We start from the raw sequence: 24,515 nt of genomic DNA on the forward strand, positions 1-24,515 counted from the left end.
AGGGCCGGCATTTTAGCACTTTTGGATTACAAAACAAATGTAAAAACCAATCGATAGTCGTTATTCGTTAGTCGTATTTCGGTCACCGAAAAAGCCAACCAATAGCTCCTCTCTAAAAGCTAACCGAGCTTTGCTGTTGCCCTTCAATCAAACCCAACCATAGGATCGACATCCGCATCATAATCAACGCCATCAATCCCAAAACCAAACAACTTCAAGAAATCACTGTGATAACCTGCGTAGTCAGCCAATTGATGGAAATTTTCTTGATTCACTTGATGCCAAAGAGCTTCAACCTTAGCTTGCGTTGCATCATTGGTTTCCCAGCCATTCATAAATAAGCGGCCAGCTTCATCCAATAACCGGTCGTCGCTGTAAAGGGCTTCGTTGAACAATCGATATATTTGTTCAATACATCCCTCGTGGGTACCCTCTTGCTTCATCACCCCATAAATCAACGAGATATATAGCGGCATGACAGGAATTGCTGAGCTAGCTTGAGTCACTAGGGCCTTTAATGAAGATACGTAGGCTTCTAGATTAAGATCGGTATAGCGCGTACGCATCGCAGCTGCCGCACGGTCTAAGTCCTCTTTAGCTTTACCAATGGTGGCTTGACCGTAAATTGGCCAGGTCAGCTTTTTACCAATATAGGTGTAGGCCGTGGTTTTTGCATTAGGTGCTAATACGCCAGCATCATGCAGGGCTGCCAACCAAAGTTCCCAATCTTCGCCACCCATCACTTTGATGGTTTGCGCAATTTCGTCATCAGTAGCAGGCTCTAAAGTGATTTCAGTCACTTGGTCTTTGTCGGTGTGGTAGGTTTTGGTGGTATAGCTGTCACCAATAGGCTTCAACGTTGAGCTATAAACTTCACCTGTAACCGGATCTTTACGCTTCGGCGAAGCCAAGCTGTAGATCACCAAATCAACCTGACCGAAGTCTTGCTTAATTTGTTCAATAACTTGTGCTTTGATTTCATTCGAGAAAGCATCACCGTTGATGGTATGGGCATAAAGACCATCAGCCTTAGCTGCTTGATGAAATGCTGCCGTGTTATACCAACCTGCAGTCGCGGTGCGTTTTTCGCTCGGCTCTTTTTCAAAACACACGCCTAAGGTTTTGGCGCCAGCACCGTAGGCAGCAGCAATACGCGAGGCCAAACCATAACCGGTAGAACAGCCGATCACTAACACCCGCTGTGGCACTTGCGCTAATTTAGGTTGTTGTTTTATAAAATCAATTTGTTGTTGTACATGAGCTGCACAGCCGACTGGATGGGCGTTAGTACAAATAAAACCACGAATTTTAGGTTGAATAATCATTGCTACTATCCTTTAAGCTAGGGTCTAGGCTTGAGTTAGCCATAATCAACAAGCTGGTGCTTTGATCCGGGTAGTTTAACCGAGCTGCACCCATCAAGTGATCTGATTAGTTGTCGAGCTTACTACCGCCGCGACAGGCTGGTGAATCTGGAACCTGCTGCAGCGGCCATTCGTCTGGGCTGTATAGATGTAGAGCTAACGCGTGAATTGCCCCAGCAAGTTCTTCTTGCAGCAGTTTGTTGACCGCCCGATGGCGTTGTAACAGACGTTGGCCCGCGAAGCTAGCGCTCACCAGCACCAACTTATAATGCGAATCATCACTAGCTGTGCCGTGCTGATCGCTTTCATTCAGCAATTGCAGGTAAATAGGGGCAAAGGCGGCTTCGAGTTTGGCTTGTAAATGTTGATGAAGAGCGGTCATAAGGCGTTACTACTCACTTTGGCTGGCGTCTAACGAGCTGAAACAAATTTTTTCATCGCGGCCTAAGCTGGCTAGCGCATTAAACACATTAGGTTCGCTGTATCGGCTAGGATAAACAATGCGATAGAGCTGTGAACTTACCGTCCCCCACTGCTGCCATAACAGCACGCCATGGTCATGGTAGAGCTCTGCTAACTGCTCCAACCCTTCTTGACGTTGGCGCGGAAACGCTGAGCGCTCACCCACCAGGCGCCAGCGGTTTAGCTCTTCACCTTCGGCCAGTAAGGCATCGTTGACTCGATTGCGACAAAAACTAAGCTGAATGACCGCACTCGACAGCGCCCAATCTTGGTTAGGTAGCTGCTGTTGGTCGATGGTCTGTACTAAGGCTAGCTCTTGGTTGGTTAAACGTTCGGCATCGCCAGCTGGCTGACAACCGCTGAGCAACAGCCAACTCGCAGCCACAACTAGGCTACCAAGATGCGTCAATGTGGAAGATTTGTTCAACTGCATCATATTCATCTCATGACAGTACGGCAGCGGCCGCAGCTTGGGCTGGTAAGGTTCACTTACAGGTAATTTAAGTACAAGAGTATAAAGGGAATGGCACTGAATAAAAAGAAAGGAAGAACATCCTTGTTCGAACAGGGTCACGTCAATCCGTGAAGTAACCCCGCAATCCATGAGTCAGACTATAACTAACTTTATTTTCCAAATCAATTACAATTTCGCAACAAAATGGTAAGTTTCTGTTTTCTTGGTTATTTTAGTGTTAAGCGGAAGCTTGATCTGGCTTCTTTTCTTGCTCTGGACTTATCAACGCGACAATCTGCCAACCGGCTGCCGGCGTAAAGGTTTGGTCCGCACTAAACAAATGGCATACCCCACGTTCGTCTAAGGCAAATAACGGCAAAGCTCGGTTACCATAGCGCTCTTGATAGTCATCGTAATGAAACGATTCGGTCAGTGCAGTGGTTTTCACCTGCGCCCCCTGAAACGACAAGCTTGATAACTTAGAAAAGCTTACCCCTTTGCCGAACAATTTTAAGCGCTTACGAAACACTTCCGGTAATTGGTTACGAGCCGGCGCATCATGCTCGGAGTTTTGCAGAGCAAAGATCTTGTCTTCGTCAAACCAATCCATAAAGTGCATCGCGACAACCGGGTTTAACTGCCGATATGGCGACAGAATCAACACCTGGCCAATGCCATTCAGATCCATATTATTTTCAGCATGCTCTGAAGTAGGGTTACCAAAGTACACCGGCAAGTTTTCCATGCGTGCTAACTTCACGTGTTCCCAGTTAGTGTCGGCTAATAACACCGGAAAATTATGTTCCTTCAGGGCTTTGGCAATTTGCCGCGCCGGCGGATTGGCGCCAAATATGAGAAAGCCCCGTGGTGGCGGTTCCCGCAGCGTTAGAAAGTGCGCCAACGGCTTGGCGGTTAAGCTTTGCAACACCACAGTGCTTAAAATCACCAAGAACACCAAGGGAACTAACACGTCCGCTTGCTCCCAGCCAGCCTCTTGCATTTTTAAGGCAAACAACGCTGATACCGCCGCTGCAACAATCCCGCGTGGCGCAATCCAACTGAGCAAGATCTTTTCTTTAAAGGTGGTTTGGGTACCGATGGAAGACACCCACACACTCACTGGGCGTACCACAAATATGATAATCACCAACAGTAACACCGCCGGCATGCCTAGGCTGCTAAAGGCATCCGCATTTAAGCGCGCCGCTAACAGAATAAACAACCCAGATATAAGCAGCACACTTAAGGTTTCTTTGAACTCAAGGATGTCATCTAAATCTAGCCCGCGCATATTCGCCATCACCATCCCCATGACGGTGACGGTCAGCAGTCCAGACTCGTGTTGCAAGGCATTGGATAAGGCGAACACCCCTAACACCACAGCTACCGTAGCGACGTTTTTCAAATAATGCGGAAAGATACTAAATTTAAGCGCTTGTCCGAGTAATTTGCCGCTGGCAAAACCCAGCGCGAAGCCTACCCCTAACGTAGTGGCAAAGGCCTGCATGGCGTGGCTGATACCGGCGCCTTGATTGGCAATAATAAACTCATACACCAACACCGCTAACAAGGCACCGATCGGGTCGATGATGATCCCTTCCCAACGTAAAATGTTGCCCAGCCGAGCTAACGGCCGTACCGATCGTAACATCGGCATGATCACTGTCGGGCCAGTCACCACCACCAACGCCCCAAACAGCGCCGCCATCTCCCAGCCAAAGCCAATCAGATAATAAGCCGCCGCCGCAATCATCAGCCAAGTAATGACCATGCCGATACTAACCAAGTTAGTTACCATGCGGCCGTGCCCACGGATTTCATCAAAACGCAGCGTTAATGCGCCTTCAAATAAAATAATAGCAACCGAAAGTGACACAATGGGGAATAATAAATCACCGAATACCGCATCAGGATCTAACCAGCCCAAACCTGGGCCAATCGCTAATCCCACTAACAACAGAGGTAAAATCGCTGGTATTTTTAACCGCCATGCACCCCATTGGCACAAGATAGATAACACCCCAATGAGCGCTAGTGCTGACATATTTGACATAGGCTGAAGGTCTCTTTCCTAGATTTTACAAATTATTTGTTGATAATGATTCGCATTTGCACGAGAATAACTCTTAAGGGTTACTTAATGCGAATCAATATCGTTCCTTTTATTTTTTCTATATAATCCACGTAACATTACGAGGTAAATCACCATGAGTTCAATCATGTTCCGCAAATTACTTACCATGACTGCAATTGCAGCAAGCTTAACCGCAACAGTAGCACAAGCTACCACGGTTAACGTATATTCTGCGCGTAAAGAAGCGCTAATTAAACCTGCACTAGAGCAATTTACTGCCAAAACTGGCATTGAAGTACGCTTATTAACCGGTGGCGGCGATGCCCTCCTGGCCCGGTTACAGAACGAAGGCGAAAATACTCCGGCCGATTTATTCCTCACCGTTGATGCTGGTAACTTGCACCGTGCTGCGCAAGCAGGCGTGTTTCAGCCGCTGACCGACCCAGCTGTGTTAGCTGCAGTGCCTGAGCATTTGCATGGTAGCGATGATTTATGGGTAGGCTTAAGCTTACGGGCGCGCCCTATTTTCTATGTTGAAGGTAAAGTTGACCCGAGCCAATTAACCGGGTACGAAGACTTAGCTAAACCAGAATGGCGTAAGAAAGTCTGTATCCGTTCTTCAGACAACATTTACAATCAATCGTTAACTGCAGCGCTAATCGAACACTGGGGCCCAGAGGCCACCGAGCAATGGGCTGAAGGCCTCGTTGCTAACCTAGCAAAACCTCCGGTGGGCGGTGACCGTGACCAATTAAAAGCAGCCGCTGCAGGCATGTGTGACCTAGCCGTTGCCAATACTTACTACTTTGGCCTGATGCAGACCGGTGATGACGCCGAGCAGCGCGAAGCCGCGAGTAAGCTGAAAATCTTTTGGCCCAATCAAGATAGCTTTGGTACCCACGTTAACGTCAGTGGCATTGGCATCACCAAACATGCGAAAAATAAAGCCGCTGCAGAACAACTCATTGCATTCTTGCTATCGCCAGAGTCGCAAGCTTGGTACGCCGCCACCAATAATGAATACCCTGCGGTAACTGGGGTAGAGTGGAGCGAAACTTTACAAGCATGGGGCGAGTTTAAAGCGGACGACCTGTCCATGCGTTTCTTAGGTGAAAACAACGCCGATGCGGTTAAATTAATGAACCGTGCAGGCTGGCGGTAAGCGTGTTCACGGCGTGGCGTAAATTATCGCTGATTGCAACGGCAGCTCTGTTAGGGCTGCCGTTGTTAGTGATTTTATGGGTTGGCGTAGAACTGCTCATCGGCGGTGATTACGCTACCCTTAGCCACCTGTGGCAAACGGTGGTGCCCGAGTACATCCGGCATTCTTTATGGTTACTGCTTGGGGTTGCCGTTGGCGTTATCACGCTCGGCGTAAGCACCGCCTGGCTAACTACAGCCTGTCGATTCCCTGGCCAACGCCTACTCACATGGGCCTTGCTACTACCACTCGCCATGCCGGCCTACATCACCGCCTACACCTATACCGGCATGCTCGATTTTGCCGGCCCGGTGCAAACCATGCTGCGCGACACCTTTGGGTGGGGCTACGGCGATTACTGGTTTCCCCAAATTCGGAGCTTAGGCGGCGCTATCCTCGTCTTGAGTTTAGTACTGTTTCCGTACGTTTATCTGATTTCCCGAGCCACTTTTATTCAGCAATCCGCCACCACGCTAGAAGCAGGACGTAGTCTTGGCCTAAACCCATGGCAGTGTTTTGTTCGCTTGGCGTTGCCTCTGGCTCGCCCAGCTATAGTGACCGGCACCACCCTAGCGCTAATGGAAACCCTCGCCGATTACGGTACCGTCGCCTATTTTGGCGTCACCACCTTCACTACCGGTATCTTCCGTACTTGGTACGGTTTAGGTGATTTAAACGGTGCTCTGCAGTTGGCTGGGATGCTGCTGATCGCAGTGATTGCCTTGATGTTTTTAGAACGTTGGTCGCGCCGCCAAGCACGTTACGATCAACGCTCTAGCCGCCCCGCCCAACCCTTTCAATTGCACGGCGCCAAAGCCTGGCTGGCCAGCTTGGTGTGTTGGTTACCGCTCGTGTTTGGCTTTATTTTACCAGCACTACAATTGGCCAGTTGGTCATTAGAGCGCTGGCAAGTGTGGGTCGACCCTGACTTTTGGCAGCTCACCTTTAACAGCTTTATGCTAGCTCTTATCGCCGCGGTGATTGTGGTGACCATGGCTCTTTGGCTTGGTTACGGCCGCCGCCAGTTACCTACGCCAGCGGTGCGCGTGAGTGTGACCTTTGCCGGTTTAGGCTATGCCATTCCTGGGTTGGTGATTGCCGTTGGCCTGTTGTTGGTGTTGAGCAAACTAGACCACGCTATCATTGCACTGAGCAAAAGCTGGTTTGACTACAATCCGGGCTTATTACTCTCGGGCACCTTGTTTGCCTTGCTGTTTGCCTATGTGGTGCGTTTCTTAAGTGTCTCGCTACAAACCATCAATGCCGGCTTGGCCGAGATCCGTCCGAGCATGGACGAAGCTGCCCGCATTCAGGGCTACCGCCCGCTGCAGGTGTTGCGTAAAATACATTTACCCTTACTGCGCCCCAGTGTGCTTACCGCACTGATTTTAGTCGGTGTCGATGTACTAAAAGAATTGCCAGCCACGCTGGTACTGCGGCCGTTTGATTTTAATACCTTAGCCGTGCGCGCCTACGAAATGGCAGGCGATGAACGCCTTGCCGATGCTGGCCCGCCGGCCCTGATGATGGTACTGGTAGGTTTAATTCCGGTGATTTTGTTATCGCGAGCTATGCTAAAAAGTCGCCATTCGCAGCTAACAACGCCCACCAACACGACCAAGGAGTCTGATTTTGCCCCTGTTACAGCTTGATAAGATCCACATCAGCTTTGGCACCCAGCACATTGTCCGCGGTGTCAGTTTACAGCTTGAAGCAGGCGAAATCGGCTGCTTACTGGGGCCCAGCGGGTGCGGTAAAACTACCTTGTTGCGTGCTATCGCAGGTTTTCAAGGGTTACAGTTAGGCACCATTACCATGGCCAACGAATGTGTTTCTTCGGCCAACCAGCTGACCCCACCAGAGCAGCGTGGCATTGGCATGGTGTTTCAAGACTTTGCCCTGTTTCCGCATTTAACCGTGGCCGAGAATATTAGTTTTGGCATGCGCAAAGCCAGTGCCGCCGAGCGCCGCGCTCGCGTGGATGAATTACTGACGCGGATTGGCTTACCCGGCTATCAAAAACGTTATCCTCATGAGCTTTCCGGTGGCCAGCAACAACGTATTGCATTGGCTCGGGCGCTCGCACCAAAACCACGTTTGCTGCTGCTTGATGAGCCTTTTTCGAGTCTTGATGCAGAATTACGAGAGCGCTTAGCCGTTGAAGTTCGTGAGCTGCTCAAGCAAGAACAGATCACCGCTTTGCTCGTCACCCACGATCAGCAAGAAGCCTTTGCCATGGCTGATAAAGCTGGGGTGATGTATCAGGGCGAACTCTTGCAATGGGAAACCCCGTATCAACTGTATCACCAGCCACGCCATCAGCTGGTGGCTGACTTTATCGGCCATGGCGTGCTGCTGCAAGGTACCGTCAATGCCTCGGGCTCGTTAGCCTCACCGCTAGGCATGCTAGAGCATCCGAGCTTATTGACCGTACCTGATGGCACCCCAGTGAGTTTTTTAGTGCGCCCGGACGATATCGTTCCTGATGCTAATTCGCGTCTGCGCGGGCGCATTAAAGCGCGCGGTTTTCGCGGTGCTCACAACCTTTACAGCGTGCAGCTTAACAGCGGCATCGAAGTACTCACCTTAAGCCCGTCCCACGAACAAATGAACGTGGGCGATGAGGTAGGTTTACGGCCAGAATTTGACCACTTAGTGGTGTTTGCCGCAGATCATTGTGAATTGCCGGGCTTTCATGATCAAGCGCCACTGGTACGCCCGTTTACGCCACCAGTATCTACTGCACCACCAGCCCAGCCGTTACCCACCTCACCAAAAGCGAAGTCGGCGTAATAGCAAAAACTCAATCACGGCGATAATCAGTAACGCCCCACTGAATATCCAAAAAGCAGCGGCATCGTCAACTCCAGGCATGCCGCCAATGTTAATACCAAACAGTCCGGTCAAGAAACTGATCGGTAAGAACACCCCCGCAACCATCGAAAGCCAATAGGTATTGCGGTTCATTTTTTCTGCCACTTCTTGCTGCAAATGCTCTCGCAACATCCACACCTGCTCTAGCAGCATGTCCATATTCTCAAGTTCGCGTTGGGTATTGTCGCGCTCATTCAGCAACCATTGCACCCACTCAGCCTCAAATAACTTAGGCCCATCCACCGCTAACTTATCTAACGCGGCAATCTGTGGGCGCACAAAGCGAGTTAATCGCAATAAGCGTCGATGCAACACCGTAAGTTGCCGTTGCCGTTGCGCCGTGGTGCCTTTGCTATCATCTTCCAGCTCTTCCATCTCTAACTCGATGGTATCTAGCAATTGCTCCAATTGATTATTGGCTTCATCCACTAAATGCACCAAAAAATCAGCAATAGATTCAGGGCCCTGGCCCAACTCGAGCTTTTTCTGCAGCGCTCGCACCGCATTCACGGGGCGTTTTCTGAAGCTATACAAGTTGCCGTTGTAAAATAGAATTCGCAAGCTCACCATATCTTCAGGTTGCTCACCCAACCCCAAATTCACCCCACGCAAAATCAATAAGAAACCGGCGCTAACCCGTTCAAACCTAGGCCGAGTATCTTCCTCTAACACCGCATCAATCAGCGGTTCCGGAATACCCGCCGCCAACAACCAGTCACTTAAGCCGGGCAAGTCACGCTGAAAATGAAACCAGCTCTGCTGCCGCTGATGATAGTTCTGATGCACCGGCTGCGCCGGTACCACCGAAAAATCCCAACTATCGATGATAAAATCCGGCCGCTGAGTCGGTATCTGTGAGTGAGTATCTGCCATATTGTTATCCTTTCATGTTTTATTCAGTCTAGACCGACCACAAGCACATTCACAAGCCTTATCATTTCACGTTAAACTATGACAACTTATCGTTCACTTGTTTAGGAAACCTATGTTACTTGCCATTGCTGCTGTAATTATTGGACTTGCGCTCTTGGTATGGAGTGCCGATCGCTTTGTCGATGGTGCTGCCGCCACCGCCAACCATTTAGGCATGCCCCCTCTGCTCATCGGTATGGTGATTGTCGGTTTTGGTACCTCAGCACCAGAGATGGTGGTATCAGCCATCGCCTCACTGCAAGGTAATCCGGCCCTGGCTCTGGGTAACGCCTTTGGTTCTAACATCACCAATATTGCATTAATTCTTGGTTTAACAGCCGTGTTAGCCCCAATTGCAGTAGCTAGCCAAGTACTCAAACGTGAAGCGCCCATTCTTATCGCCATTACCTTTCTAGTTGCGTGGCCTTTAGTCGATGGTGTGATTACTCAGCTTGAAGCTTGGGTCCTGCTGGCGGTATTTGCACTTTACATGGGCTGGAGCATCTATCAAGGCATGCGCGGTGGCGATGATGCCATGGCAGGTGAATTTGAAGCGGAAGTGAAGGCTCATGCCATGCCGTTGGGCAAAGCTATCACCTGGCTCGTGATTGGCTTGATCTTACTTATCATCAGCTCACGTATCTTAGTCTGGGGTGCCGTTGATATCGCTACCGCTTTTGGCGTGAGTGATTTAGTCATCGGCCTAACCGTAGTCGCAATTGGCACCTCATTGCCAGAGCTAGCTTCGTCTATTGCTGCGGTGCGTAAGAACGAACATGACTTAGCCCTGGGCAACGTGATTGGCTCAAACATGTTCAATACGCTGGCAGTGGTTGGTATCGCCGGTGCTATTCATCCGATCGACCTAGACCCCCTAGTGCTTAGTCGCGATTGGCTGGTTATGGCCGTATTAACCGTGTTGTTGTTAGTTTTCGCGTTCCGTCCGAATGCACGCCAAAACCGCATCAATCGAGTGCATGGTGTGATTTTCTTGAGCGGTTACGTGGCTTACACCATTTATTTACTTAAAACAGGCTTATAAAGCATGCAGCTAACCACTCAGTACACTGCTCAACGATTAGGCTTTGCCGGGCTTATTCCCTTTATTGGGCTAACCTTGCTGGCCCTGCTGGATATCTATGGCGCCCAAGCAATACAACTTTTTATTATCTACAGCGCCATTATTTTCAGCTTCTTGGGTGGTGTACACTGGGGGCTTAGCCTGCAACAGCCACAGCAAGACCAATCACGCAACCTGCAATGGAGTATGTTTCCGTCAGTCACCGGTTTTTTACTGTTAGTGTGGCAAGCCTTGCCTTGGTGCAGCGATACTCAGCTAGCTAGTCTAGCTATTTTAGCCCTGCTGCACCTATTTTGGCTGAATTACGAGCGACGCAAACTCAGCGAGCATGGCTGGTATCTTGAGCTTCGTAGTAGGCTCACCTTTACTGTAGTCGCGTTACATGTCATTTTATTGATCATTAGCATATAGCGCTATTGCAAATCATTCTCATTAAGTTTATCATCTCTCTAGTTGTTGCTAGGAGATGATTATGTACGTGTGTTTATGCAAAGGGGTCAGTGATAAAACCATCCGTCGCGCGGTGGACGATGGCCTTTCTAGCATGCGCGAATTACGCCAGCAGTATGGTGTAGGCAGCCAGTGTGGCTGCTGTACTCAGTGCGCAAAAACGGTGTTAAAAGAAGCCGTTGCCGAACGCAAACAACAAAAACAATTCGAAACTTTATTGCCAATTCAGGTGTGCTACGCTTAAGCTGTTACCCAAAGGAAACAGTTAGGAGTATCACCATGCATGGCAAACCACAGGTTTTATCTGAACTAAACCGCATACTTACGCGTAAACTTACCGCGATTAATCAATACTTTTTGCATGCCCGCATGTATCGCAACTGGGGCTTCGAAGCTCTCAACCAAGCCGCCTATAAAGCCTCTATTCATGAAATGAAACACGCCGATAAAATCATCGAGCGTATTTTGTTTTTAGATGGCCTACCTAACCTGCAAGACCTAGGCAAATTATACATAGGTGAAGATCCTGAAGAGTCCTTGCAGCTTGATCAGCAAGTGCAAGCCGCCGATGTGACTGAGCTACGCAGCGCTATTAAACACTGTGAACAAGCCCAAGACTACGTTAGCCGAGATCTGCTCACCGAGATATTAGAACAACAAGAAGATTATCTAGATTGGTTAGATACCCAACTCGATCTGCTAGGCAAACTTGGCGTGCCTATGTATCTGCAAACCAAACTATCAGATTAACAGAACCTAGGAGTAGTGATCATGAGCTTTGATGCAAGCGCTGTAGCCGCGCAGTTAAATCGTCTGTTGGCCTTTGAGTTAACCTCCATTGACCAATACACAGCCCATTCACGCATTTACGAAGATATGGGCTTGAATGCATTGTATGAAAGAATTAACCATGAAGTGGATGATGAGCGTGGTCATGCAGACCTGCTGATTCGCCGAATTTTATTTTTGGGTGAACAACCTAACTTAGAGCAACGCGAACCACACACCATCGCCACCGACGTACCCACCATGCTGGCTAACGATTTAGAACTGGAGCACAACAACGCCAAAACGCTGCGTGAGGTCATTCAATTTTGTGAGCAACAGGGTGACTTTGTAAGTCGTGACATGCTGGTCGGCATTCTCAAAGATACCGAAGAAGACCATGCCTATTGGTTACGACAACAACTACGTCTGATTGAGCGATTAGGTTTAGCGCTATTTTTGCAAGCCCGCATGAGTTAAGCCTATGGAGCAACTACTAAACCAAATAAGTAGTTTTTTTCATTGGTTTGAGCACGAAATCTTTACCGTAGGTGAAACCGCTATCACCTACGGTTCTGTAGCTCGACTGCTATTCATTTTAATCATCACCTACGTGGTGTCGCGAGTACTCCAAAATGCCTTGCGGCGCTTTGCTAGCTATCGTAAATCGATGGCGCAGTCGTCCGTATACGCCCTCACCCGCATTACGCACTATGTGGTAATGCTGGTTGGTTTTTTAGTGGCCATATCTTCCGTCGGGATCGATCTCACTAAGTTTGCCATTTTTGCCAGTGCACTGGGTATTGGTGTCGGTTTTGGTTTACAGAACCTGATCAGCAACTTTACCGCCGGTATCATGTTGCTGTTCGAAAAAACGCTAAAGGTTGGCGACTTTGTTGAACTCGAATCTGGCGTGACCGGTGAAGTGAAAGAAATCAATATTCGCAGTACCATCATCACCACCAACGACAACATTGATATTATCGTGCCAAACTCTGAGTTTGTCAGTGGCCGCGTGACCAATTGGACCATGCGCGACACATATCGGCGTATTCATGTGCCCTTTGGCGTCGCCTATGGAACCGATAAAGAACTGGTACGAAAGGCTGTCTTAGAAGCCGCAGAACGAGTGCCTCATACCCTACAGGATGGCACCCATAAACCACCCCAAGTGTGGTTCGTAGAGTTTGGTGATAGTTCACTTAATTTTGAGTTGGTGGCCTGGCTGAAACCCGAAGCCGTTAATCGCCCTGGCGCCGTTAAAGCCGCCTTCTTGTGGGAAATCCATACGTCACTTGAAGAGTACAAGATTGAAGTGCCTTTCCCGCAACGGGATCTGCATATTCGTAGTTGGTCTGAACATGCGGTGATGCCACACAGCCGCGCCAGCACCAGCGGCTTACAGAAACAGCAAGAATTAGAGCAGCAACAAGAAGCTGGTGCCACCGCTGAGCCCAGTGCCGACCCCGAGCAGCGTCCAGAAAATGACGCTGCTAAGGATCTTTAATAAATAATCCCGCAGAACAGCTAGCCCGCTAGCTGTTCGCGTAATTCATCAATACAACTAGGATCATCTATCGTTGATGGCACTTGTACCGGCTCGCCATCGGCTAATTGGCGCAATACCCGGCGTAAAATTTTGCCAGAACGAGTTTTCGGTAACCGCGGCACCACTAAAATCCGCTTCAGACAAGCTACCGCACCAATCTCATCCCGCACCAGCTGCACTAACCGAGCCGTGAGTTCTTCAGCACTCATCTGTACCCCATCTTTAGTGATGACCAGCCCCACCGGCACTTGTCCTTTCAGTTCATCATGCACACCAATCACAGCGCACTCAGCCACGGCATTGTCCTGCGCCAGAATCTCTTCCATCTCACCGGTAGACAAACGATGCCCGGCAACGTTTATCACATCATCGGTACGCCCCATGATAAACACATAGCCATCATCGTCTTTATAGCCACCGTCACCGGTACTGTAGTAGCCCTCAAATTCACTCAGATAACCACTGACAAAACGCTCTTCGTTATTCCAAATAGTGGTTAAGCACCCTGGCGGCAACGGCAATTTAATCGCTACCGCACCTTGCTCGTTAGGCCCTACCGGTTGCCCTTTATAATCCAATATTTGCACATCATAACCAGGTAGTGGCAAGGTGGCTGAACCAGGTTTAATCGGATGCTCAGCCGCGCCCACCGGGTTAGCACAAATTGGCCAGCCTGATTCCGTTTGCCACCAATGGTCGTACACCGGCTTACCGGTAATGGCTGTGGTCCATTCATAGGTAGCCGGATCTAACCGCTCACCCGCCATGTAAATACGTTGCAACTTAGATAAATCGTAGCCTGCTAACAACAGTCCTTCTGGGTCTTCTTTTTTCACCGCCCGAAACGCTGTAGGAGCAGAGAACAAGACATTGACACCATACTCTGCACACACCCGCCAAAACGCGCCAGCGTCCGGCGTACGCACGGGTTTACCCTCGTACAGCACCGTCGTTACACCAGCCAGCAGGGGCCCATAGACAATATAAGAATGCCCCACAACCCAACCCACATCCGAGGCCGTAAACATCACCTGCCCGGGCTTTAAGCCGTACACTAAATTCATCGAATAATGCAACGCCACCGCGTAGCCACCCGTGTCTCGCACCACCCCCTTCGGCTTACCCGTAGTGCCCGAGGTGTACAACACGTACAACGGATCTGTCGCGGCAACCACCGTACATTCGGCCGGCGACACCCCTTGCAGCCCTTGCTGCCAATCAATATCACGCTCTGGCAATAACTCAGCCTGACACTCCGGGCGCTGCCACACAATCACTTGCGCCGGCTTGTGGTTCGCTTCCTCAATGGCTTTATCTACCATCGGCTTATAAGGAATCACTCGATTCACCTCAATGCCGCACGACGCCGTCACTATCACTTTGGGTGTCGCATCATCAATCCGCACCGCCAATTCATGCGGTGCAAATCCACCGAACACTACCGAATGCACTGCTCCAAGCCGCGCACAGGCCAACATCGCAATCGCCGCCTGCGGAATCATCGGCATATAAATCACCACCCGGTCGCCTTTCTTCACATGCTGCTTTTTCAACAAACCAGCAAACAGCGCCACCTGATCACGCAACTCACGAAAGGTGTAGCTTGCTTTAGCACCACTCACCGGTGAATCATAAATCAACGCCAGTTGATCACCACGACCATTATCCACGTGATAATCCAGCGCCATGAAAGACACATTTAGCTCACCATCAGCAAACCAATCCGCACAGCCATTAGGTTTGAGCGATACAGCTTGCTGCGGCTCTTTAAACCAATGCAGCTTCTTCGCTTGCTGTAACCAAAAAGCGTCGCGGCGTTGCAACGATGACTCATATTCTCGGGGGTAACTCATGGTAGGCCTCTCAAAGTTTGTACTGCAATGCCCCTAGAGTAGCCCAGCCAGTAAATATTCCCATTCGACTTAGGTATGAAAAAGTGCAAAGACTGAGTTAATCGCTCCGGATCACCACAAGTCTGTTGATTTACCCCCAGCTTTTCCCTATCATACCGCCACTTCTGGAGAGGTGTCCGAGTGGCTGAAGGAGCACGCCTGGAAAGTGTGTATACGCTAACCGCGTATCGAGGGTTCGAATCCCTCTCTCTCCGCCAGATACAAAACAACCGCCCTTGTGGCGGTTTTTTTGTATGTGAAGGTGTAACGAGTCACTGGTTTGAGACAACGCTCCATCAAGAATGAAACAGGGAATAAGTGGGATTTTACGGAATTGAGCGGGACGAAACCCGCTTATTCTTTAGGGTTGGCCGATTTAGGGGTCTGGTCATATCGGCGCGCGGTGGACTTAATGAAATCGCTAGTAAAGTCCACTTAATTTATGGCCTTAAATAATCGTTAAAGTGGGCTTAAAGCTTTATTTGTAAGGCTTTAAATAATATTTCACTATTTAGATTGCCTGGAGAGTAAAAGACAATTGCCTCCTCCTTTTGTTACGGTGGACTTTTCTCTGGAAGCCTAGTGCAACCTAAATTATTCACCCAGAAAATGACTATCATTAAGTCCATAAATAAATTTTATTTAGCGATAGGACTCAATTCGAATAACCTTGCCTATTTTCTTTATCTTTTTAGCTTCCTCGTCGCTTAAGAGCTCATTCGGGTACTGCTCGTTGTCTGTCGATATTGAGACCCCGCTGACGCCAAAATCTAATCGTCTAACAATAACCCGGCCGCGCGATTCAATTGCAAAAAGACCTGTTAGGTCGTTGACTCCACGTTCGTCAATAATCAACACATCACCTTGAACCAGTGTTGGCCTCATTGAGTCGTCACTGGGGAAAATAGCCTTAAGTTTTTCCGGATTAAGGTTGTTATTTTTTACCCAGCTTCTCCTAAGTGGGTGGTACCTATAGAGGTTAGAGTCCGAGATTTGAAATAGCGATTCATCCTGTGGATTCAGCACCTGAATTAAGACGAAGGATTCGAGCGGATCGCTAATCTCTGATATGAACTCGAAAAATGCCTTGGTGTTTTGAACGCCTATAGTGTCGTACAAGTCGTGAATTCGATCGATCTTGGCCTCGGGAAGCCCAGGCACTAAAAGTCTATCGAAAATAAGACTAAAAGACTTAACTACATTAGCGGTACTTTCTTCAGTTAGCTCAGAGTTTTTGTATATCTCCTTGGACTTCCTGTCTAGTTCCATTTTACCGGAGCCATTCAGAAGCCATAAAGGACTTACACCAAGATCTGAAAATTTGCGTAAAACAGCTATGGAGGGATTACTTATATCTCTCTCATTAGCTTGATAGCCCCGCATTGACAAATCAACCATTTGCGCGAGTTCAGTTTGGCTAAAACCAAGCTTCGTACGAGCGTATTTCAATCGTTTACCTATAGTATCAAGCTCATTATCCATATTTCCGCCTATTATTTACGCTTAAATATCAGCAACTTAAAGTATTGAACAATATTATTAGACATTGCAGCATTGACATGAACATTATGATTGTTCATTATCGTGTCTATGATGAACAACAAAAGCTGCAAAAAAGCCAGGGTAGCACCTGGCCCCGCTTCTGACATGCACCCTGCTGATGTAAAGTGCGCGTTAGAAAAGGCGGGCTGGTCTCTTCGCCAGTTATCAAAAAAACACAACCTCTCTCCGTCGGCATTCGCAAAAGCTCTTGTCACGCGAGTTCCGCGACTTCAAAAAATAATTGCCGATGAACTAGGCATTAACCCATGGGATATATGGCCGTCGCGTTATGACGCCCAAAACAACCCAATAAAATTTAAGCGTGGGAGGAAGCCTAAAAATTATAGTACAGAATCGCGGCATCAGGGACAAGGAGCGGCGTCATGAGCCAAGCCCTGCCTAAAGCCGTTTCAATCAAAGAGCTAACTGAGATAACAGGCATCTCGAAAACTTCAGTTCTTCGCAGAAAGTCTGAGGGGAAGTGGGTTGAAGCAGGACAGATAAAGAATCACTCAAAACCATGCCGCCCGGCGACCAAGTATTTAGTTAAGTCGCTACCAGGCGATATTCAGCAGCTGGTGGAAGCTCACTACAAAAAGCAACGCATCGCTGAAGAGTGGGATAAAAAGCCAGCTCGCCGCGATCTCACCAACAAAGACCGCCTGCGTGGTCAGGCGCGCCATGAAATTCTCGTTGCGGCCGCCAGTTATCAAGAAGAGCACGGCAGCGGGCGTAAGACGTTAGAGGCCTTTTGTAACCTCTACAACAATGACCAGGTGAAACTATCAACCAAGGCTGTTCAGGCAGCGGTGAAAAAGGTTTCCATTAACCGAATTTACCGTTGGCGCAACACCCTCGAAACGAAGGGGCCGGAAGCGCTGTGCGGAGCCTACTATAAAGCGACTTACGAAAACATCATTGACCGTCAGCAATCAATGGCTGATTGGCTTGGATCATACGTTTATCGTTGGCCGCATATAGCCACACAGTATAAAGCCAGGGCTATTCTTGATGATTTAAAAACCGAGAATGCATCAGGCAAGCACGGCTGGCAGTTGCCATCGGCAACCACCTTGCGCCGCTGGCTGCGTAACTACATTGCTGAGCAGGAAATGAAGCTGTTGTATTCAACGGACATCGACCGTTACAACAGTGCAGAGCGCCCTAATTTCGCAACGCATTGGCCGGGCAACCAGCCGAATGACGTCTGGGAGCTGGATGGAACGCCAGCGGACATCATGTGTACCGATGGCCGTTTCAAGATCACCGCTGGCATTGATGTGTACACTCGCCGTGCACGCTGCTTGTTGGTGCCGCGCCAAACCTCACACGAGAACCTTGTGTTGGTTCGCAAGATGATCACTGATTTTGGCATGCCAAATGAGCGCTCGGTTATCAAAACTGATAACGGTAGCGATTACGTGTCCATTCGTATCACCACGACTTTCCACCGGTTAGGCTTGTTGCAGGTTCGTTCAGCCCCGTACTCGGGTTGGGAGAAGCCCTATATTGAACGGTTCTTCAAAACTATGTCGCGCGACTTATTTGAGCGGATGCCTGGCTATATCGGCCACAACGTTGCCGACCGCAAGAAAATTGAAAATCAAGTTGCCTTTGATAAGCGCTTGGCCGCCAAAAACAATGAAGATTTAGAGCATCAGATTTTTCGCGTGAAACTGACACGCGAGGAAGCTCAGGCACACATTGATGCATGGTTAGCCAATGTATATGAACACACCGCCCACGATGGTCTTAACGGCAAAACGCCTGCCCAAGCTTATGCTGAGTCGCGTTATCAACCGAGTAAGCCAAACGCGTTAGCGCTTGCGCTTCTCATGAATGATACCGGCATGGCGGTGGTGAAAGCAGGTCGAGTGCGTCGCAATAACATCATTTATACCGCGCCAGAGTTCATGCAAATGCGCGGTGCCAACGTTGAGTTGTTTATTGACCCTGAAAACCCAAACCACGCTTACGCGATAGATACGCGATATGGCTACGAAAATGCCGAGGTTATTCGCATCACTAATATTGAGGAAGTGCATCGCGAGGGCTTAGTTCCTGCGCTATCTCGGGCGCGAAAAGAGCTGCATAAACAGCTACGTGAGAACGACCGCAAAATGAAACAGAAAGCAAAAGAGTTCGGTTTCGATACGCTGTATCAGCGCCGCATTGAAGTAGCAGCGGCTATGCGCGAAGGCGTTGTGGAGTTTGAGCGTAAGGCCGTGAAACACGAAAACGATTTGTTCAACGCCGCCGAAAAAGCGTTGCAGTTTGGTTCGTCAAATGCCATTGCACCAACCCCGCAGGCGCGCGACATGCGTGATGTGATTGACGAATTGGACCGCGAAAAAGCCGCAATTGAAGCTGCTGAAAAACCAATTAAAGAAGCTCGCCGCCGCATCATTCGTAGCGAGCAGGACATTATTCAGGCGTTAGTTGCGAAAGAGCTAGATGAGCAACTGACTGATGAAGAAAAGCGCCGTATTGCGAAGTACGAACTCGATGACTGGGGGCGTTTGCAAGTGAAGGTATGGCGTGAAGAAGCAATCTACGAGCGTACTAAGCGAGCGAAGAACGACTAGTACGCCCGTAAATCACCACCCTCTTAAGGAGAGTAAATTATGAAACACAAAGTAGTTCAAGTCAAAAATGTAACGCGCTCATTGAGCTTGTTACGCAATTTAAACAGCCGCAGCGAGATCATTCCAGGGCTAGGCCTCATTCATGGCCCTAGCGGTTTCGGCAAAACCACAACCGTTGTTTGGATGTTTAACCAAGCGCGCAGCGTGTACGTACGTTGCTACGCAACCGACACTCCCAGCTCATTTTTAGGTCGTGTCTTAGAGGAAATGGGTGAGGTACCACGTCCACCGCTTTCAAATATGGTGCGCCAGGTGATTGACCGCATGGTGATTGACCACTGCTCGCTGTTCATTGATGAAGCAGACCATATTGTGATGAACACCCGCATTATGGAGACCATCCGCGATATCTATGACAGCGCCGAACAGCCGATTGTGTTGATTGGCATGGAGCAGATTGCCCGCCGTATTAGCCACCGTAAACAGATGTTTAACCGCATTTCAGAATGGGTTGAATTTGAGCCGTGCGACTTAGATGACATGCAAAAGTTGGTGGCCGAGTTATTTGAAGAGCGGGTCACAGTAGAAGAAGACTTATTAAGTTATATCCGCAAGGAATCGGGCGGCGAAATGCGCCAGATTTTGGTTGCGCTGGAGAAGATTGAGCGTATGGCGCTTGCCAGTCAACTTGATTCAGTTTCACGCGCTGATTGGGGTCGAGAGCCGCTGTTCTTATTGCAGCGACGTTAATACCGACCTGTGCGCTAAAACTATAAGGATAAATCCATGAACCAGAACAAACTTTCAATTAAAACCGAAGCCCAGCTCGTCACGATGCGCAAGCTGGGGCGGTTCACGCGTGAAGATGTGATGCGTAAATTGGACGTTACTCTACAACACGCCCAAACCATGGTGAATCGCTTGCGTCGCCGTGGCCTTGTCACCGAAGTGGGAACCACGCTTACACGTAAAAAGAACGCCTGCAAGGTGTTCATGGTTTGCGATAAGCCATACCTGGTTAAGCTGCCATCTCGCCAAAAGATTTGGAACACCATGCGCATTACCCGTTCATTCAGTAAGCCCGAGGTTTGTGCGGCCGCTGAGGTGTCAATGGGTGTTGCCAGCCGCTATATCAACGAGCTCATTCGTTGGGGTTATGTGCGCAAAGTGAGTCATGGCCGCCCTGGTGAAGTTGGCGGCTATGCACGCTACCGCCTGATCCGCGACACGGGCCCCGAATACCCCCGCTGTTCACCCATGTCGTGCTCTGACCCCAACAACAACGACGTTCGCCGCATTAAGGAGGACGAGTTATGCCGTGGATAGAAGCTTTAAAACGCGAAGTTGAGCGGCACGGTCTAGGGCCTGTCGCCGATGTCATGGGCGTATCGCGTGGCGCTGTCAGCCAGCTGGTTAACAATAAGTACCCAGGCAATTTGGACAGCATGAAAAAGCGCGTTGAAGGGGCGTTTTTCAACCGCACTGTGCTTTGCCCCGTTGCTGGGGAAATACCGGCGCAGCAATGCTTTACCAATCAGCGCAAGAAACCCGGCTCCAACCCAATGAATCTGCGTTTTTTTAAAGCCTGCCGCAGTGGGTGTGAGCACTCTCAGCAAAAGCCACAGTTTAGTGGTGAGTTGATTGAATCACAGTACCTGGAGGAGCCTCGCGCGACTCAAATAAAGCGTGAAGATATTGGCCGCGCATTAGAGCTTTTACGCCGTGAGGCGGAGCTAAAGGCCGGTAACGACACTGAACAGCAGCAGCTTGCATACATTGATTTGTTAGAGAAGAAGGTGCGCGAGCTTTCCGACAAACTTAACCACTACCAGGGTAACTAACATGAACTTACAACAGAAAAAATGGCAAGCCGCTTGCACTGCTGTTGAGCAGCTTCAAGCATTAGATATCACCGTGTGCAATGTGTATATGGCAACCAAGTCGCCTGTTATCACCATTGAGCCACATCCCAACTTGCCGCTAACCGCTCCGTTTACTGAAATTGCTGTTCGCCAAGCCGCCGGCGATTTGGTGCGCATTCGCACTGGCATGTTTGCTGGTTGCACTGTGCGCTGGATAACTGGCAAACACATTCACGACACCCCAAAAACCCACTAAAGGTACCGCTATGAATACAAAAGAGAACTACATGGAAGATGCAAAGGGTCGGCTTATCCCTGTCGAAAGCATCTCTCAGATTGACATGATGAAGCATGAGTTTGTCATTGAAATGGTCAAGCGCGCCGCAGAAAAAAGCGAAGAGTTGAAGACCTTTAAAATGGCCTTGTTCGGCGATTTTAGTAGCTTCATCGAATTGATTTACGAGCGCTACGGGCAAACCCTTGGCGGCAAAAAAGGCAATGTCACCGTGTACAGCTTCGACGGTGCTTACAAGCTGTCGGTTGCAGTACAAGACCGCATTACCCTTGGGCCCGAATTGCAGGTGGCTGAGAAGCTCATCAAAGAGTGCGTGCGTGACTGGTCGCAAGGTGCGCGCTCAGAGTTAAAGACGTTGGTTGAGCGGGTATTTGAAACCGACAAAGAGGGCAACATCAACATTCGTGAGGTGCTGTCGTTGCGCCGTTACGAAATTGATGATCCACGTTGGCAAGAGGCTATGCAGGCAATTAGCGATGCCATCAATGTGGTTGGTAGCCGCGCCTACATGCGTTTCCACCGTCGCACGGAACGTGGTGGCTACGAACCTATCTCGTTAGATTTCACCAAGGTATAAAGCGAAACGCCCAACTGGGCGTCTGCTTGGCGTGGCGGCCTTGCACTGATGAGCAGCCGATTTTACTAGGGAGAAACCAATGGATTATTCAGCAGAAATTTACAAAGCAGTGCTCAAGGCCGTGCATGAGTTGGGGCCTTGCAGTTATAAGGCGATTCGCGAAACGCTCGACTTGGAAAAAGACGAATGCCGCGACGTGACTGACTATCTTATTGAGCACGATTACCTTATTAAGTTGGGTAACTTGCAAATCAAAGTTGCGGCACGCGGTGAATCCACCTTGGAGCGTATGAGTCAGGGATTGGATGTTTTTGTTAGCGAAGATGAGCCTGAGTTTCACCAGGACGAAAAAGACGACAAGCATATCGACGAGCCTACGGCCGACACCGAAAAGCAAGAGGTCAAACCCCAAAAGCCGGTACTCGGTACCGAATCATTTCTGGTGATGGGAAGCCCTTCTCGTAGTTGGGCTGAACATGAGTTAGCCCGCGCCCGCTCGGTAGTTGCTGGCGAAGATGATTCATCTAGCGGTACCAACCCAGCAGGCTTGAGCGAATCAGCCGCAGCCAAAATGAAGAGCCATTCTGGGCATGTTTATGTCGGCTTGCACACCTGCTCACGGAAGCACCTGGAATCACTAGATACCGATGAGCTTCTGTGGCGAATCGGCGCATTTAACGCACATTTAAAAGACATTAAAGATGTCGTGAACAGCCGTGTAAACCGTGCGTTTTTCCCATTGGCCAACTGAGGAGTTCAAGATGGAAAAGTTTACAGAAAGCCATTTAAACAGAAGTGAAGAAGCGACATCTGCGGAACTTAATGCTGACGAAGCTAGCAAGGACATGCAAGAGCTTGAGCCGTTCCTTGCTGTTTTAGACGCTATGAGCACTCGGCACCAACGCTTGGTTGCCGTAGTTGAGCGCCACGAGAAAAATATGATTTACCTTAACCACCGGGTTTTGAGCCTTGAGCTGGCCCACGAACTCAGAAAGCCGTGGCACCAGAAGCTTTGGCGGTGGCTGGCGAAACCCGCCCCTAAGTTGTAAGCGAAACGCCCGTTTGGGCGTCTGCCTAGCGTGGTTGTTAGGCACTGATGAGCAGCCAAGAGGTGCACAATGAACAATAAAGCCAAGCTGATTCAGCTTATCCATGTGGCGAAACGCGACATGGGCTTGGACGATGACACGTATCGCGCAACGCTGAAAGGCGTTAGCGGCAAAGTGTCGTGCAAAGATATGAGTTTAAGCGAGCTTCATCAAGTGCTGGAGAACTTCAAAAAAACAGGCTTCAAAGTACGTACAAAGAAAGCTAAAAAGCGCATGTCACCACCCTCAAGCACGCGTGTTCGAGTTGGTGAAATTAAGGTGATTCGCGCTGTATGGATTGATGCTGCCAAGGCTGGGTTGATAGCGGACAACTCGGAAGAAGCTTTGGATAAATGGGTTTACCGGATGAGCAAGGTTCGCCACGTCGGTTGGCTAGATGGCGATCAGGCTTATCGCGTCTTAGAGGCGCTGAAGAAATGGATTGTCCGCCTAATGGCTAAATGGCTTGATGAGCATTTAGGCACAAAATACGAAGAGAATTTGAAGCAAGTTGCTGTATCTTATGACCTTATGACGGAGCGCTTTGTGTTTGGGCGCGAAGTATACAGGGAGCGTCAAAATGCAAAATGAGTTATTTGAAGAAGATAAAAACCTTGATGAATTATTAAGCAAGGCCGAAGATATAGAGCTTGGTACCACTGCATGGCCACAGACGCTGGCTGAGCTTGTGAGTATTTTTAAAGATGAAATGATGTCGGGTGCTGTTGCTCTTGATGAGGATAAAGCACTGAGTTTGGCCAAGCGCCTTGTTGCGCGCCAAGCGCACCATATGGGCGGACGCCAGTTTTATTTGCCACGGGATGAGCGGTTACGCAAAGCAATACGCGATGTTGAGATTTGGCAGCGCTATAACGGCCGAAATGTCGCTGAGCTGCAACGAGAGTTCGATTTGACCGCGCAGCAAGTTTACGCCATTCTGCGCGAGCAACGTCAACTTGAGCGTGACCGCCGCCAAGCTAAATTGTTTGGATAAGGAGAAAAGGAATGTCTTTAACGCGTAAGGAGTCAAACTGGGCTGTTATTGAATACCAGTTAGCAGCATTGCTGGCGATCATAATCATCCCATTAGTTATGTTTGTAAATACGATGTCGGAAACCAAGGAAGAAAGGCTGCTGGAGTCGTTTTACAATGCCGAGAAAAATGAATGCACCGACCTAATCAATAAGAGCGAAGTGAAAGCTGACTTTGATAACTTAGGATTTCGAGAGAGAACGTTAGAGGTTAGGGAGATACAGCCAAATCGATTCGCAATTGGCGGTGAATTTTTGCTTAGAAAATGGCACGAAGACAAGACGAGAAGCTGGTTTTTTATCTGTGATATTAAATTTGATGAAGACGTTACGCGCGACCATATCGGCGAGTGGTCGTTAGTTTATGGCGCAATCTACGGACCTCGGAGAATAAACCCTGTCAGCGAATACGCTCGTAGCCCGTATTCAATAAAGTAGCAAAACTCTTTAATCCCC

At 49.2% G+C, this 24,515-nt stretch carries 28 protein-coding genes, 1 tRNA gene and 2 other RNA genes; 24 read left to right on the top strand and 7 right to left on the bottom strand.

Annotation, left to right across the window (positions count from 1 at the left end; translation table 11 throughout):
• Positions 1 to 143 precede the first annotated feature (143 nt).
• From fabV to KGF88_RS07490, 4 genes are all read right to left on the bottom strand, one after another.
• The gene (fabV, locus tag KGF88_RS07475) at positions 144 to 1,325 is read right to left on the bottom strand and encodes an enoyl-ACP reductase FabV (RefSeq protein WP_153825855.1); all 1,182 of its coding nucleotides are present in this window, start codon (positions 1,323 to 1,325) and stop codon (positions 144 to 146) included.
• Between the two features lie 106 nt (positions 1,326 to 1,431).
• A complete protein-coding gene (locus KGF88_RS07480; protein ID WP_110074889.1) occupies positions 1,432 to 1,746 on the bottom strand; it encodes a BolA family protein in 315 nt (104 codons plus the stop codon).
• A gap of 9 nt (positions 1,747 to 1,755) precedes the next feature.
• On the bottom strand, positions 1,756 to 2,262 hold the full coding sequence (locus KGF88_RS07485) for a hypothetical protein (protein WP_153825856.1): 507 nt from the start codon (positions 2,260 to 2,262) through the stop codon (positions 1,756 to 1,758).
• A 256-nt stretch (positions 2,263 to 2,518) separates the two neighbouring features.
• Positions 2,519 to 4,333: a cation:proton antiporter gene (locus KGF88_RS07490; protein ID WP_153825857.1), complete on the bottom strand. Its 1,815-nt coding sequence runs from the start codon at positions 4,331 to 4,333 to the stop codon at positions 2,519 to 2,521.
• A gap of 154 nt (positions 4,334 to 4,487) precedes the next feature.
• On the opposite strand from KGF88_RS07490, the gene KGF88_RS07495 reads away from it, so the two are divergent.
• From KGF88_RS07495 to KGF88_RS07505, 3 genes are read left to right on the top strand one after another with little or no spacing between them, the layout of a single operon-like run.
• Positions 4,488 to 5,516, top strand: coding sequence for a Fe(3+) ABC transporter substrate-binding protein (locus KGF88_RS07495; protein WP_202912488.1), 1,029 nt, complete (start codon positions 4,488 to 4,490; stop codon positions 5,514 to 5,516).
• 2 nt (positions 5,517 to 5,518) lie between these two features.
• Positions 5,519 to 7,207, top strand: coding sequence for an ABC transporter permease (locus KGF88_RS07500; RefSeq protein ID WP_257119917.1), 1,689 nt, complete (start codon positions 5,519 to 5,521; stop codon positions 7,205 to 7,207).
• Entirely contained in the window at positions 7,194 to 8,348 is a 1,155-nt protein-coding gene (locus tag KGF88_RS07505; RefSeq protein WP_202912492.1) for an ABC transporter ATP-binding protein, read from the top strand. The genes KGF88_RS07500 and KGF88_RS07505 overlap by 14 nt, the downstream gene beginning before the upstream one ends.
• Here KGF88_RS07505 and KGF88_RS07510 read toward each other — a convergent pair.
• Positions 8,325 to 9,302, bottom strand: a complete 978-nt coding sequence (locus KGF88_RS07510) for a CorA family divalent cation transporter (protein ID WP_153825860.1) — start codon at positions 9,300 to 9,302, stop codon at positions 8,325 to 8,327. The genes KGF88_RS07505 and KGF88_RS07510 overlap by 24 nt on opposite strands.
• Positions 9,303 to 9,414: 112 nt before the next feature.
• Between KGF88_RS07510 and KGF88_RS07515 the strand changes: the two genes are divergently transcribed.
• The 6 genes from KGF88_RS07515 to KGF88_RS07540 all read left to right on the top strand — a co-directional run bounded on the left by KGF88_RS07515 (position 9,415) and on the right by KGF88_RS07540 (position 13,144).
• A complete protein-coding gene (locus KGF88_RS07515; protein WP_153825861.1) occupies positions 9,415 to 10,383 on the top strand; it encodes a calcium/sodium antiporter in 969 nt (322 codons plus the stop codon).
• Between the two features lie 3 nt (positions 10,384 to 10,386).
• Complete coding sequence (locus KGF88_RS07520; protein ID WP_153825862.1) at positions 10,387 to 10,833, top strand: DUF3429 domain-containing protein; 447 nt, start codon at positions 10,387 to 10,389, stop codon at positions 10,831 to 10,833.
• A 61-nt stretch (positions 10,834 to 10,894) separates the two neighbouring features.
• Positions 10,895 to 11,116: a bacterioferritin-associated ferredoxin gene (locus KGF88_RS07525; RefSeq protein ID WP_110074898.1), complete on the top strand. Its 222-nt coding sequence runs from the start codon at positions 10,895 to 10,897 to the stop codon at positions 11,114 to 11,116.
• A 35-nt stretch (positions 11,117 to 11,151) separates the two neighbouring features.
• On the top strand, positions 11,152 to 11,622 hold the full coding sequence (gene bfr, locus KGF88_RS07530; RefSeq protein WP_110074899.1) for a bacterioferritin: 471 nt from the start codon (positions 11,152 to 11,154) through the stop codon (positions 11,620 to 11,622).
• Between the two features lie 21 nt (positions 11,623 to 11,643).
• Positions 11,644 to 12,117 carry a bacterioferritin gene (gene bfr / locus KGF88_RS07535; RefSeq protein WP_153825863.1) on the top strand — a complete coding sequence of 158 codons (474 nt, stop codon included), beginning with the start codon at positions 11,644 to 11,646 and terminating at the stop codon, positions 12,115 to 12,117.
• A 4-nt stretch (positions 12,118 to 12,121) separates the two neighbouring features.
• Positions 12,122 to 13,144: a mechanosensitive ion channel family protein gene (locus tag KGF88_RS07540; RefSeq protein WP_153825864.1), complete on the top strand. Its 1,023-nt coding sequence runs from the start codon at positions 12,122 to 12,124 to the stop codon at positions 13,142 to 13,144.
• A 20-nt stretch (positions 13,145 to 13,164) separates the two neighbouring features.
• On the opposite strand, the gene KGF88_RS07545 is transcribed toward KGF88_RS07540, so the two are convergent.
• Positions 13,165 to 15,039, bottom strand: a complete 1,875-nt coding sequence (locus KGF88_RS07545) for a propionyl-CoA synthetase (RefSeq protein WP_153825865.1) — start codon at positions 15,037 to 15,039, stop codon at positions 13,165 to 13,167.
• A 166-nt stretch (positions 15,040 to 15,205) separates the two neighbouring features.
• On the opposite strand from KGF88_RS07545, the gene KGF88_RS07550 reads away from it, so the two are divergent.
• A tRNA-Ser gene (locus KGF88_RS07550) sits at positions 15,206 to 15,296 on the top strand.
• Between the two features lie 424 nt (positions 15,297 to 15,720).
• Here KGF88_RS07550 and KGF88_RS07555 read toward each other — a convergent pair.
• A complete protein-coding gene (locus tag KGF88_RS07555) occupies positions 15,721 to 16,560 on the bottom strand; it encodes an XRE family transcriptional regulator (RefSeq protein ID WP_153825866.1) in 840 nt (279 codons plus the stop codon).
• A gap of 165 nt (positions 16,561 to 16,725) precedes the next feature.
• Here KGF88_RS07555 and KGF88_RS13925 point away from each other — a divergent pair, with 165 nt between their 5' ends.
• The 14 genes from KGF88_RS13925 (at position 16,726) to KGF88_RS07620 (ending at position 24,497) form a co-directional block, all read left to right on the top strand.
• Positions 16,726 to 17,007 (top strand): helix-turn-helix domain-containing protein, encoded by a 282-nt coding sequence (locus KGF88_RS13925; RefSeq protein WP_416380897.1) that lies wholly within the window; start codon positions 16,726 to 16,728, stop codon positions 17,005 to 17,007.
• Positions 17,004 to 19,205: a DDE-type integrase/transposase/recombinase gene (locus KGF88_RS07560; protein ID WP_153825867.1), complete on the top strand. Its 2,202-nt coding sequence runs from the start codon at positions 17,004 to 17,006 to the stop codon at positions 19,203 to 19,205. Before KGF88_RS13925 ends, KGF88_RS07560 begins: the two co-directional genes overlap by 4 nt.
• Before the next feature lie 39 nt (positions 19,206 to 19,244).
• On the top strand, positions 19,245 to 19,955 hold the full coding sequence (locus tag KGF88_RS07565) for an AAA family ATPase (RefSeq protein WP_153825868.1): 711 nt from the start codon (positions 19,245 to 19,247) through the stop codon (positions 19,953 to 19,955).
• Positions 19,956 to 19,991: 36 nt separating this feature from the next.
• A complete protein-coding gene (locus KGF88_RS07570; protein ID WP_153825869.1) occupies positions 19,992 to 20,531 on the top strand; it encodes a hypothetical protein in 540 nt (179 codons plus the stop codon).
• Complete coding sequence (locus tag KGF88_RS07575) at positions 20,519 to 21,046, top strand: hypothetical protein (protein ID WP_153825870.1); 528 nt, start codon at positions 20,519 to 20,521, stop codon at positions 21,044 to 21,046. The genes KGF88_RS07570 and KGF88_RS07575 overlap by 13 nt, the downstream gene beginning before the upstream one ends.
• 1 nt (position 21,047) lies before the next feature.
• Positions 21,048 to 21,323, top strand: coding sequence for a hypothetical protein (locus KGF88_RS07580; RefSeq protein ID WP_153825871.1), 276 nt, complete (start codon positions 21,048 to 21,050; stop codon positions 21,321 to 21,323).
• Positions 21,324 to 21,333: 10 nt separating this feature from the next.
• Complete coding sequence (locus KGF88_RS07585; RefSeq protein ID WP_153825872.1) at positions 21,334 to 21,939, top strand: DUF3164 family protein; 606 nt, start codon at positions 21,334 to 21,336, stop codon at positions 21,937 to 21,939.
• An RNA gene (locus KGF88_RS07590) (hammerhead ribozyme type II) lies at positions 21,939 to 22,001 on the top strand. Before KGF88_RS07585 ends, KGF88_RS07590 begins: the two co-directional genes overlap by 1 nt.
• Positions 22,002 to 22,018: 17 nt before the next feature.
• Positions 22,019 to 22,690 (top strand): hypothetical protein, encoded by a 672-nt coding sequence (locus KGF88_RS07595; protein ID WP_153825873.1) that lies wholly within the window; start codon positions 22,019 to 22,021, stop codon positions 22,688 to 22,690.
• Positions 22,691 to 22,700: 10 nt separating this feature from the next.
• Positions 22,701 to 22,988 carry a hypothetical protein gene (locus KGF88_RS07600; protein WP_153825874.1) on the top strand — a complete coding sequence of 96 codons (288 nt, stop codon included), beginning with the start codon at positions 22,701 to 22,703 and terminating at the stop codon, positions 22,986 to 22,988.
• Positions 22,987 to 23,049, top strand: an RNA gene (locus KGF88_RS07605) — hammerhead ribozyme type II. The genes KGF88_RS07600 and KGF88_RS07605 overlap by 2 nt, the downstream gene beginning before the upstream one ends.
• 8 nt (positions 23,050 to 23,057) lie before the next feature.
• On the top strand, positions 23,058 to 23,618 hold the full coding sequence (locus KGF88_RS07610) for a gp16 family protein (RefSeq protein ID WP_153825875.1): 561 nt from the start codon (positions 23,058 to 23,060) through the stop codon (positions 23,616 to 23,618).
• On the top strand, positions 23,608 to 24,021 hold the full coding sequence (locus KGF88_RS07615) for a Mor transcription activator family protein (protein ID WP_153825876.1): 414 nt from the start codon (positions 23,608 to 23,610) through the stop codon (positions 24,019 to 24,021). The genes KGF88_RS07610 and KGF88_RS07615 overlap by 11 nt, the downstream gene beginning before the upstream one ends.
• An 11-nt stretch (positions 24,022 to 24,032) precedes the next feature.
• The gene (locus tag KGF88_RS07620) at positions 24,033 to 24,497 is read left to right on the top strand and encodes a hypothetical protein (protein ID WP_153825877.1); all 465 of its coding nucleotides are present in this window, start codon (positions 24,033 to 24,035) and stop codon (positions 24,495 to 24,497) included.
• The last annotated feature ends 18 nt before the right edge of the window (positions 24,498 to 24,515 follow it).

Origin of the sequence: Idiomarina loihiensis, assembly GCF_024584785.1 — a bacterium.
GTDB classification, from domain to species: Bacteria; Pseudomonadota; Gammaproteobacteria; order Enterobacterales; family Alteromonadaceae; genus Pseudidiomarina; species Pseudidiomarina fusca.

Excerpts from the sequence above, each read along its gene's own strand:
- KGF88_RS07610 (WP_153825875.1), top strand. The coding sequence starts at position 23,058 with ATGAACAATAAAGCCAAGCTGATTCAGCTTATCCATGTGGCGAAACGC.
- KGF88_RS07480 (WP_110074889.1), bottom strand. The coding sequence starts at position 1,746 with ATGACCGCTCTTCATCAACATTTACAAGCCAAACTCGAAGCCGCCTTT.
- KGF88_RS07595 (WP_153825873.1), top strand. The coding sequence starts at position 22,019 with ATGGATTATTCAGCAGAAATTTACAAAGCAGTGCTCAAGGCCGTGCAT.
- KGF88_RS07620 (WP_153825877.1), top strand. The coding sequence starts at position 24,033 with ATGTCTTTAACGCGTAAGGAGTCAAACTGGGCTGTTATTGAATACCAG.
- KGF88_RS07495 (WP_202912488.1), top strand. The coding sequence starts at position 4,488 with ATGAGTTCAATCATGTTCCGCAAATTACTTACCATGACTGCAATTGCA.
- KGF88_RS07615 (WP_153825876.1), top strand. The coding sequence starts at position 23,608 with ATGCAAAATGAGTTATTTGAAGAAGATAAAAACCTTGATGAATTATTA.
- KGF88_RS07570 (WP_153825869.1), top strand. The coding sequence starts at position 19,992 with ATGAACCAGAACAAACTTTCAATTAAAACCGAAGCCCAGCTCGTCACG.
- KGF88_RS07555 (WP_153825866.1), bottom strand. The coding sequence starts at position 16,560 with ATGGATAATGAGCTTGATACTATAGGTAAACGATTGAAATACGCTCGT.
- KGF88_RS07545 (WP_153825865.1), bottom strand. The coding sequence starts at position 15,039 with ATGAGTTACCCCCGAGAATATGAGTCATCGTTGCAACGCCGCGACGCT.
- KGF88_RS07565 (WP_153825868.1), top strand. The coding sequence starts at position 19,245 with ATGAAACACAAAGTAGTTCAAGTCAAAAATGTAACGCGCTCATTGAGC.
- KGF88_RS07585 (WP_153825872.1), top strand. The coding sequence starts at position 21,334 with ATGAATACAAAAGAGAACTACATGGAAGATGCAAAGGGTCGGCTTATC.
- bfr (WP_153825863.1), top strand. The coding sequence starts at position 11,644 with ATGAGCTTTGATGCAAGCGCTGTAGCCGCGCAGTTAAATCGTCTGTTG.
- KGF88_RS07575 (WP_153825870.1), top strand. The coding sequence starts at position 20,519 with ATGCCGTGGATAGAAGCTTTAAAACGCGAAGTTGAGCGGCACGGTCTA.
- KGF88_RS07520 (WP_153825862.1), top strand. The coding sequence starts at position 10,387 with ATGCAGCTAACCACTCAGTACACTGCTCAACGATTAGGCTTTGCCGGG.
- KGF88_RS07600 (WP_153825874.1), top strand. The coding sequence starts at position 22,701 with ATGGAAAAGTTTACAGAAAGCCATTTAAACAGAAGTGAAGAAGCGACA.
- KGF88_RS07540 (WP_153825864.1), top strand. The coding sequence starts at position 12,122 with ATGGAGCAACTACTAAACCAAATAAGTAGTTTTTTTCATTGGTTTGAG.
- KGF88_RS07490 (WP_153825857.1), bottom strand. The coding sequence starts at position 4,333 with ATGTCAAATATGTCAGCACTAGCGCTCATTGGGGTGTTATCTATCTTG.
- KGF88_RS07580 (WP_153825871.1), top strand. The coding sequence starts at position 21,048 with ATGAACTTACAACAGAAAAAATGGCAAGCCGCTTGCACTGCTGTTGAG.
- KGF88_RS07560 (WP_153825867.1), top strand. The coding sequence starts at position 17,004 with ATGAGCCAAGCCCTGCCTAAAGCCGTTTCAATCAAAGAGCTAACTGAG.
- fabV (WP_153825855.1), bottom strand. The coding sequence starts at position 1,325 with ATGATTATTCAACCTAAAATTCGTGGTTTTATTTGTACTAACGCCCAT.
- KGF88_RS07510 (WP_153825860.1), bottom strand. The coding sequence starts at position 9,302 with ATGGCAGATACTCACTCACAGATACCGACTCAGCGGCCGGATTTTATC.
- KGF88_RS13925 (WP_416380897.1), top strand. The coding sequence starts at position 16,726 with ATGCACCCTGCTGATGTAAAGTGCGCGTTAGAAAAGGCGGGCTGGTCT.
- bfr (WP_110074899.1), top strand. The coding sequence starts at position 11,152 with ATGCATGGCAAACCACAGGTTTTATCTGAACTAAACCGCATACTTACG.
- KGF88_RS07515 (WP_153825861.1), top strand. The coding sequence starts at position 9,415 with ATGTTACTTGCCATTGCTGCTGTAATTATTGGACTTGCGCTCTTGGTA.
- KGF88_RS07525 (WP_110074898.1), top strand. The coding sequence starts at position 10,895 with ATGTACGTGTGTTTATGCAAAGGGGTCAGTGATAAAACCATCCGTCGC.
- KGF88_RS07485 (WP_153825856.1), bottom strand. The coding sequence starts at position 2,262 with ATGATGCAGTTGAACAAATCTTCCACATTGACGCATCTTGGTAGCCTA.